General features: G+C 43.8%; 6 protein-coding genes. 4 read left to right on the plus strand and 2 right to left on the minus strand.

Annotation, left to right across the window (positions count from 1 at the left end; genetic code table 11):
• Window positions 1-128: 128 nt before the first annotated feature.
• Window positions 129-311 carry a hypothetical protein gene (locus PN447_RS02330; RefSeq protein WP_271760494.1) on the minus strand — a complete coding sequence of 61 codons (183 nt, stop codon included), beginning with the start codon at window positions 309-311 and terminating at the stop codon, window positions 129-131.
• 158 nt (window positions 312-469) lie between these two features.
• Between PN447_RS02330 and PN447_RS02335 the strand changes: the two genes are divergently transcribed.
• Both PN447_RS02335 and mnmG read left to right on the plus strand, forming a co-directional pair.
• A complete protein-coding gene (locus tag PN447_RS02335; protein ID WP_271760496.1) occupies window positions 470-1,108 on the plus strand; it encodes a hypothetical protein in 639 nt (212 codons plus the stop codon).
• Between the two features lie 443 nt (window positions 1,109-1,551).
• Window positions 1,552-3,474, plus strand: a complete 1,923-nt coding sequence (gene mnmG / locus PN447_RS02340; RefSeq protein ID WP_271760498.1) for a tRNA uridine-5-carboxymethylaminomethyl(34) synthesis enzyme MnmG — start codon at window positions 1,552-1,554, stop codon at window positions 3,472-3,474.
• A gap of 183 nt (window positions 3,475-3,657) precedes the next feature.
• On the opposite strand, the gene PN447_RS02345 is transcribed toward mnmG, so the two are convergent.
• Window positions 3,658-4,431 carry a GUN4 domain-containing protein gene (locus PN447_RS02345; RefSeq protein ID WP_271760501.1) on the minus strand — a complete coding sequence of 258 codons (774 nt, stop codon included), beginning with the start codon at window positions 4,429-4,431 and terminating at the stop codon, window positions 3,658-3,660.
• Window positions 4,432-4,624: 193 nt separating this feature from the next.
• On the opposite strand from PN447_RS02345, the gene pap reads away from it, so the two are divergent.
• Both pap and PN447_RS02355 read left to right on the plus strand, forming a co-directional pair.
• Window positions 4,625-6,136, plus strand: coding sequence for a polyphosphate:AMP phosphotransferase (gene pap, locus PN447_RS02350; RefSeq protein WP_271760503.1), 1,512 nt, complete (start codon window positions 4,625-4,627; stop codon window positions 6,134-6,136).
• A gap of 133 nt (window positions 6,137-6,269) precedes the next feature.
• Window positions 6,270-7,295 carry a methyltransferase gene (locus tag PN447_RS02355; RefSeq protein ID WP_271760505.1) on the plus strand — a complete coding sequence of 342 codons (1,026 nt, stop codon included), beginning with the start codon at window positions 6,270-6,272 and terminating at the stop codon, window positions 7,293-7,295.
• Window positions 7,296-7,677: the final 382 nt, after the last annotated feature.

The following is a 7,677-nucleotide window of genomic DNA, read 5'->3' on the forward strand; positions in this document are numbered from 1 at the left end:
TACTGGCTAATCAAAAGTCTGGACATGGGGAAAATCAGGGATATACAAGGGCAGAAATTTAAATATAGAGGATAGCTGACAGTAATTTAGCAGACAGTTTATTAAAATTTATACAAGTGTAAATAACTTTAAGTTAGAATAGCTGTAAGTTTGTCATCTATCTTAGGGTAGAGATAAAACCCCCTAATAAGTATGGAGAGAGAAGGGCGATCGCCCTGCGTAGATGGTGGGATGAGGTTCGACCCCACCCCTTGTAAGGGGATGGGGGTATAGAGAATGGCGACGTATCCCGTCAAGATAATCAAATACATGATTTTCTAGTCAGATTTATCTGACTTTAGCTATTAGACGGGGGTTTCTAACCCCTGGCTCCCCGTGTAGCATCAAACGGAATTTTTCAACCCAGAGCGATCGCTTTAGGTATTATGCTTCAGGTATTATAATGTTGCTATGCCCTCTCGAATCAACCATGACTTACACACCTGATGATGTTTGGCGCTTATTAAGTGAGTTGATTGTAGCTCAAAAGGAAACAGAGCGACGCTTTCAAGAAACTGAGCGGTTATTAAAAGAACAATCTCAAGAAACTGAGCGGTTATTAAAAGAACGATCTCAAGAAACAGAGCGGTTTCTTAAACAGCAAGCTCAAGCAACTGATAAGCAGATTAAACAGGTAAGTCAACAACTGGGTAAGTTAGGTAATCGTCTGGGGGAGTTTGTAGAATGGCAAGTACGCCCTGCTGCAGTACGATTGTTTCGAGAACGGGGTATAGATGTCCATGAACTTCACCCAGGGTTATCTACCCAGCGCGGGGGTGAAGGTTTGGAAATTGATTTATTAGTGGTAAATGATACAGAAGCGGTGTTAGTTGAGGTTAAGAGTAAACCCAATCAAGCCGATGTGGATAAGCATTTACAGCGTTTAGAAAAGTTTAAGCGCCTCATGCCTAGGTATACAGATGTACAAGCTATGGGTGCAGTGGCGGGGATGGTGGTTACTAATGAGGTACGTGATTATGCCTATGGTCAAGGTTTATTTGTTTTGGGTCTGTGCGGTGATGATGTGGTGATTTTAAATGAGCCGGATTTTCAACCCCGCAAGTGGTAATAGGAGTTTTGAGACGGGGCGATCGCCCTGCGCAGGTGTTTTTATCAGGTTTGACCCCACCCCCAACCCATCCCCTTACAAAGGGATGGGGGTATAGAGAATGGCGACGCATCTTTTCAAGATAATCAAATACATGATTTTCTAGTCAGATTTATCTGACTTTAGCTTTGAGACGGGGGTTTCTAACCCCTGGCTCCCCGTGTAGCATCAAACGGAATTTTTCAACCCAGGGCGATCTGCTTGCAGCAGCGCTTCGCTATCGCATTTAACATCCCCCCACAGATCCCCGACTTCTAGCTAAGTTATCCTAGATTATCTGTGATGATGTGAGAAGTCCGGGATCTTAATCTGTCACCTATTCGGTTACATCACAGCGTTTTTAGGTGGTTGTGGTTGGGTTACAATCAGTTGTAGTAACTGTTAACCTGCTAATCTGTGTAAGTATGACCATGCACAATTCCGTTGAATTCCAAGACGCTTTTGATGTTATTGTGGTGGGTGCGGGTCACTCCGGTTGTGAAGCGGCTCTGGCTGCGGCTCGTCTGGGCTGTCGGACTCTGCTACTGACACTCAACTTGGATAAAATAGCTTGGCAACCTTGTAACCCGGCGGTGGGTGGACCGGCTAAGTCGCAGTTGACCCATGAGGTGGATGCTCTGGGGGGGGAAATTGGCAAGGTTGCGGACCGCACCTATTTACAAAAGCGCGTCCTCAATTCTTCACGGGGCCCGGCGGTATGGGCTTTACGCGCTCAAAGTGATAAGCGGGAATATGCGGCGGTGATGAAGGGTGTTGTGGAAAACCAAGAAAATCTGACTATCCGGGAGGGGATGGTTACGGATTTGGTTTTGGGTACTAATGATGAGGTGATTGGGGTTGAAACTTATTTTGGTGTGGGGTTTCAATGTCAAGCGGTGATCTTGACTACTGGGACGTTTTTGGGTGGTAAAATCTGGGTAGGTAATAGGTCTATGGCCGCTGGACGAGCTGGCGAGTTTGCGGCTGAGGGTTTGACCCAAACTCTCAACCGCTTGGGTTTTGAAACCGGTAGGCTGAAAACGGGTACGCCCGCACGGGTAGATAGGCGATCGGTGGACTATACTAAGATGACTATCCAACCAGGAGATGAGGAGGTACGCTGGTTTAGTTTTGACCCGGATGTGTGGGTGGAACGGGAACAGGTTCCCTGTTACATTACCCGGACTAATGCAGATACTCATCGGTTAATTCGGGAAAATTTACATTTATCACCGGTTTATGGTGGTTGGGTGGAAGCTAAGGGACCTCGCTACTGTCCCAGTATTGAAGATAAAATAGTCCGCTTTGCTGATAAGGAGAGCCACCAAATCTTTATTGAACCGGAAGGGCGGGATATCCCAGAGTTATATATTCAAGGGTTTTCTACGGGGTTACCGGAAAATCTCCAGTTGCAAATGTTACGCACTCTGCCGGGTTTGGAAAGTTGTACGATGTTGCGTCCGGCTTATGCGGTGGAGTATGACTATTTACCCGCCACCCAGTGTTATCCTACACTGATGACTAAGAAAATTAATGGTTTATTCTGCGCGGGACAAATTAACGGTACTACGGGTTATGAAGAGGCCGCAGCCCAAGGAATTGTGGCGGGTATTAATGCGGCGCGGTTGGTTCAGGGTAACCAGATGATTGTTTTCCCCCGTGAACATAGTTATCTTGGTACTTTGCTTGATGATTTGTGTACTAAAGATTTACGGGAACCTTACCGGATGCTCACTAGTCGGTCTGAGTATCGGTTATTGTTGCGGTCTGATAATGCTGACCAACGTTTAACACCTTTAGGAAGGGAAATCGGCTTAGTTGACGATCGCCGTTGGGAGTTGTTCACCAGTAAACAGACGCAGATTAATCAAGAAAAAGACCGTTTATATAATACCAGAATTAAGGAACATGACCCCATCGGTCAGGCGATCGCCTCCGCATCCCAACAAGCTATTAAAGGTTCTATCACCCTAGCTGATTTACTCCGTCGTCCAGGATTCCATTACATTGACCTGGAACGTTACGGACTGGGAAACCCCACCCTCAACCAAGGGGAAAAAGAAGGCGCAGAGATTGACATCAAGTATTCTGGTTATCTGGCTAGACAACAACATCAGATTGAACAGATTACCCGTCAGGCTAACCGCCAGCTACCCGCGGACTTAGATTATAACACAATTGATACCCTTTCTAAAGAAGCGCGGGAAAAACTCACCCGTGTCAAACCCTTAACTATCGGTCAAGCAGCACGGACAGGGGGCGTAAATCCCGCAGATATTAACGCCTTGTTAATATACTTGGAGTTACGTAAAACTAAAACTCAGTCAGAGTTGACCGCTTCGGCTTAATTGCAGGTGATTCTAGTGCGATCGGTAATTGAAGTAACTTGTAAACCAGATAAGTTGAGGGTAAATACTTGTAATACCACCAGGTGGGGTTGAGGAATCATAACCCCATCATGGCAGAGTTATAGGAATTTGTGATGGGTTTCAACGTCGTTTAATTCAACAGACTTTGATACAATGTTGGGCTTAAAGTTGACAAGTACCAACGTGAGAAAAGAAATTCACCCCCCAAACCAGTTCTTTCTCCCCCAACCAACACTCGTAAACTGGGAGGTGGCCTTCTACTGCTGTGAGGTCAAAAATAATATCAATGTAGTATAACCAACTTCCCCCTTTCCTCCATCCTATTTTGTCCCCGAAGGCTCTCCAAATATCATATTCCCACTGTTTCTTTCCTCCCAAATTTTCATAAATGCTTTCATAAATGCGTTTCTGTACAGAAAACCCAAAGCGCCCATTGCTATATTTGAGCCATAACTGGTCAATGATGCTCAGGTCTTCACAGGGAAAATTATCAATACTCTCATGGTTTAACCAACCTTCTTTTTCCCGGTTCGCCACCCCTAACATTAAGCGTCTGGTTTCATCATCTGCGTCTCTCCACCTTTTTTGCAGAAGTAGGTCACGCAGATTCTTATAGTCCACCCCGATAGCTGACTTTAATGGTCCATCTTCAAATATACTCAGGGCTTGTCTGACCTTGGCTTCTGTGCGAGACTGCAATAAAGAATAAGCAGCATTTTGTACTTGTGACGACTGATCATTCAAAGCCTCAATTAATATATCTAAACCTGCTTCACTATAATTCAAAGCCTGTGCAAGTGCTGCAATTCTCACCTGGGGGTTAGGGTCACTATACCGGAATATCACCCCTTCAAGACCACCTAAAATTACTGCAAACTCAGGACTTGGACTGTGACCACCAAGGACAGCATCATATTCTCCGGGTTGATTGTTCATAGTGAATATTGGGACTTACATCTGGCAATATTATCAACTTTTTTGGGGTGAAAAGAACAAGGTAATTTTTATCTATGGTTGGGTAATTTTTTGATCTTTTCAGTCTCCGGCTGCGGGGAGGGTAAAATTTTATTTACAACTACTAATATCTACTGTATGCCATAATATCGTAATACATAGATAAACCAATGCTATGCTAGATACACTTGATTTAACAGTTTCCTTAGATAAAGCCACCTACAAGTCAGAAATTGACAGGCTGATGTATCAACTGCGAGAACTGCAAAATGCCTGTTGGAATAAAAAGTTACCTGTAATTGTGGTCTTGGAGGGGTGGGCTGCTTCTGGTAAGGGTAGACTAGTAAAGCAAATGGTTTCTTACATGGACCCACGGGGATTTCAGGTACATCCTATCTGGCCACCCACCCCAGAAGAACGTAAATATCCCTTCCTCTGGCGATTTTGGGAAAAAATACCCGCCCAAGGTAAAATTAGCTTTTTCTATCACAGTTGGTATACTCATGTTCTCGAAGAACGTCTGTTAGAGCGGGTCGGAACCAATCAAGTTCCCACAGTACCCACCCTGATTGCACAAATTAACGCCTTTGAGCGCCAAATGGTGGATGATGGGACTGCGATCGCTAAATTTTGGTTACATCTGAGCCGTAAAGAATTGAAAAGTCGTTTAAAAGAATACGCTAAAGATGAATTAACTGCTTGGCGGGTACGCAAAGAAGACTGGAAGCAGGAAAAACACTATGACCGTTACACCAGCTATGCAGAAGATATGCTAGTACAAACTAGTACCGGCTTTGCACCTTGGACTCTAATAGAAGCAGACTCAGAGCGCTGGGCGCAGGTGAAAGTACTTACCCAGCTAGCTGCAACTTTAACATCTGCATTGGATAGGCTAAAAATTCAGCTTCCCACCCCCACTTTACCACCACAAACCCAGTTAGAACCCACCGAGTTAGACTTACTCGCACAAGTCGATTTAAGCTTAAGTCTTTCCGAACCAGAATACCAAGAAAAATTACTCCAAGAGCAGGTAAAACTACGCAAGTTGCAATTAAGCATTTATCAAGATCAAATTCCTGTACTGGTAATGTTTGAAGGCTGGGATGCAGCAGGTAAAGGGGGCGCAATTAAACGCCTCACAGATATTCTCGATCCTCGCAGTTACTTTGTTTATCCCTTCCCCGCGCCCACAGACGAGGAAAAAGTTCATCATTACCTCTGGCGATTTTGGCGACAACTACCCACATCTGGGATAATTGGTATTTTTGACCGCTCTTGGTATGGTCGGGTATTAGTGGAGCGGGTAGAAGGTTTTGCTTCGGAAATCGAGTGGCGCCGATCCTACCGCGAAATTAATGAGTTTGAGGCTCAGTTAACCACTGCTGGCTATGTTTTAGTTAAGTTATGGTTGCACATTAGCCCAGAAGAACAACTTGAGCGGTTTACATCTCGTAAAAATGACCCCTTTAAGCAGTACAAGCTTACCGATGAAGACTGGCGGAATCGGGAAAAGTGGAATGATTACTATGTAGCAGTAAATCAAGCCATCCACCGCACCAGCACCCCCAACGCTCCTTGGACAATTGTCGCTGCTAATGACAAATATTATGCCCGCGTCAAGGTCATTGAAACTGTAGTCCAAGCTATTGAGGCGGAATTAAAGCGCCGTCACCACAGTAAAAGCTAACATCTAGCACCCTGATGATTTAGGCTATACCGGTATGAAAGCCATTACTACTTTTTACCTAAGATTTTATATACGTCTGGTTAATCTTCCATGATATGATCCGGAAATCCACTGAAACAATTTAGGTAAAGTAATGAGTGAAATTGTGATACCTCAATTTTCTCCCCATACCCAATTATCACAAATGATTTCCGGTTATTGGGTATCTCAAGCTATCTGCACCGCCGCTAAGTTGGGGATTGCGGATCTCCTGAAACCAGGTTCTCAATCCTGTCAACAACTGGCGGAAAATACTGATAGTAATCCTGGCTCATTGTACCGCATGATGAGGGCTTTAGCCAGTATCGGTATTTTCCACGAAACAGAACCTGAACAATTTATCCTCACTCCCTTAGCAGAATATTTATGTAGTGATCATCCCCAATCACTCCAAGCTACAGCCGTCATGTTGGGGGATGCACCTCATTATCAAGCTTGGGGAAATTTCCTCTATAGTGTCAAAACCGGAAAACCAGCATTTGATCATTCTTTTGGTATGGGAGTATTTGATTACTTTAAATCCCATCCCCAAGATGCAGAGATATTTGAGCAGTGCATGAACTCTTTCTCTTTTGTGGAAGAAAAAGCCATATTAGATGTATATGATTTTTCCCAATTTAAAACCCTAGTTGATATAGGGGGAGGATATGGGGAAATGTTGGGAACATTTTTGCAAAAATACCCCCATCTACAAGGTATTTTGTTTGATGAAGAATATGTCATTTCCCATGCTGAACCTACTTTGGCAAAACATGGTGTTGTTGAACGTTGTCAAAAGGTCAGTGGCGATTTTTTTACATCGGTACCACAGGGAGGAGACGCCTATCTTTTAAAACACATTCTTCATGACTGGGATGATGAACGAGCATTAACAATTCTCCAAAACTGCACAAATGCTATGGATGAGCATAGTAAAATCTTGGTTTTAGAGATGATTGTTGAACCTGGTAATATTCCGGGAGGAGCCAAAATGTTAGATTTAAATATGTTGGTGATGTGTCCTGGAGGAAAAGAAAGAACAGAAAGTGAATTTCACCAATTATTTGCTCAAGCGGGTTTGAAATTAACTCAGGTTATCCGCACTGCTGAGGATATTTGTGTCATTGAAGGGTGTAAATAAAAATACATTTGCTATAATTTAATCCTCAGCCTAAATCTTCAATGATTTCAAATTGCCAACCATGTTGACGGGTCGCCAATAGCTAGTTATTTACTAACAATAGATTATATACGCTCATAAATGCTAATATAGTGGTATGGCTTATGTACCACTACGAGAAGCAGTTTAACAACTGGGATTGCACCCAAACACTTTAAGGAAGTACGCAGACAATGGCAAGATTGAAAGCATCAAAAACGAGGCAGGACAAAGACTTTTTCACGTTGAATCCTACCTCCGTGGTGCAACTAGAACTTCCATTGTCTGCTACTGCCGAGTTAGTTCAACCAAGCAACGAGACGACCTTGGTAGACAAATCGCCTATATGCAATCACTCTACCCA

It is taken from the genome of Anabaena sp. CS-542/02, from assembly GCF_028331085.1.
In the GTDB taxonomy this organism is placed as follows: Bacteria; Cyanobacteriota; Cyanobacteriia; order Cyanobacteriales; family Nostocaceae; genus Anabaenopsis; species Anabaenopsis arnoldii.

Excerpts from the sequence above, each read along its gene's own strand:
- PN447_RS02330 (WP_271760494.1), bottom strand. The coding sequence starts at position 311 with ATGTATTTGATTATCTTGACGGGATACGTCGCCATTCTCTATACCCCC.
- PN447_RS02335 (WP_271760496.1), top strand. The coding sequence starts at position 470 with ATGACTTACACACCTGATGATGTTTGGCGCTTATTAAGTGAGTTGATT.
- mnmG (WP_271760498.1), top strand. The coding sequence starts at position 1,552 with ATGACCATGCACAATTCCGTTGAATTCCAAGACGCTTTTGATGTTATT.
- PN447_RS02345 (WP_271760501.1), bottom strand. The coding sequence starts at position 4,431 with ATGAACAATCAACCCGGAGAATATGATGCTGTCCTTGGTGGTCACAGT.
- pap (WP_271760503.1), top strand. The coding sequence starts at position 4,625 with ATGCTAGATACACTTGATTTAACAGTTTCCTTAGATAAAGCCACCTAC.
- PN447_RS02355 (WP_271760505.1), top strand. The coding sequence starts at position 6,270 with ATGAGTGAAATTGTGATACCTCAATTTTCTCCCCATACCCAATTATCA.